We start from the raw sequence: 1,178 nt of genomic DNA, 5'->3' as shown, positions 1-1,178 counted from the left end.
TAGTGTAACGATTATTTAATTATGCAACATATTTGTATATTTGGGATAAGCAAAATACAAATATGGAGACCAAATTTAGTCTTAGCCAAGAGGAACGGGATTATCTCCAGGCTTTTAAAAAGTCGGGGACTCACAGTTTAAGGCAATTTAACCGGGCAACAATTCTTATTTTTTTAGACAAAGGATTAACAATCACGGAAATAGAAGATCTTTTAGATGTGGACCGAACGACGGTTTGGCGGATAAAAAAAAGGTTTCTTGACTTTGGCTTGGAAAGGGGCTTGACGGATGACGCCAGGCCCGGCCAGCCTGCAAAATATACTACGTTCCATGAGGCTGAGTTAACGGCACTTGCATGTGGCCCGGCACCGAAAGGGAGGACAAGGTGGACTATCAGGTTATTAGCAGAGGAACTTAAAAAGAAAAAAGGGTTTGGGACTATAACTTACGGAAGCGTCCGCAAGATGTTAAAAAAAACGAACTTAAACCTTGGCTAAGGCAAATGTGGTGTATACAGGCGATAACAGAAGAATACCGCACAAGAATGTATCGCTTATTGGAACTATACCAACAAGCACATGATCCAAACCAGCCATTAGTTTGCATGGATGAAAAAAGCAAACAGTTACTTGAAGATAGCCGAAGGCCAATTCTAGCAAAGCCAGGTCAGCTTGAAAAATATGATTACGAATATAAGCGCAAAGGGACTTGCAATATATTTGTAGCAGTAGCGCCTAAAGCGGGTATACGTATTGTAAAAGTAACGGATACAAGAAAAAAAGAAGACTTTGCTCATTTTGTCGAAGACTTGATTGAAAATCATTTTCCCAACGCCTCCTGCATCCAACTGGTGTTGGATAACTTAAATACACACTTTGCAACTTCTATTACCGAAGCATTTGATAAACCAAGGGCGGATAGGATACTTGAAAGAGTCAAATTTATTCATACACCAAAACACGGAAGTTGGTTAAACATGGCCGAAATCGAAATTAATATAATGGACAGACAATGTACCGGCGGCAGAATCGCCAGCAAAGAAATATTAACGTCAGAAGTCATGAACTGGTCTAACGATAGAAACGAAAAACAGTGCAATATTGACTGGAAGTTCACACGACAGGACGCAGATAAAAAACTATCAAGACATTATGCTGCATAATTAAATAATCGTCACA

1 pseudogene is annotated in these 1,178 nt (G+C 39.6%); it reads left to right on the top strand.

Annotated features, from left to right (window positions below):
• The first annotated feature begins 62 nt into the window (after nt 1–62).
• Nucleotides 63–1,162: pseudogene (locus BLS59_RS31120) on the top strand (IS630 family transposase).
• Nucleotides 1,163–1,178: the final 16 nt, after the last annotated feature.

The organism is Mucilaginibacter pineti (genome assembly GCF_900101875.1).
GTDB classification, from domain to species: Bacteria; Bacteroidota; Bacteroidia; order Sphingobacteriales; family Sphingobacteriaceae; genus Mucilaginibacter; species Mucilaginibacter pineti.
The sequence above is the reverse complement of the archived record's forward strand: the minus strand, read 5'-3'. Positions and strand labels throughout refer to the sequence as shown.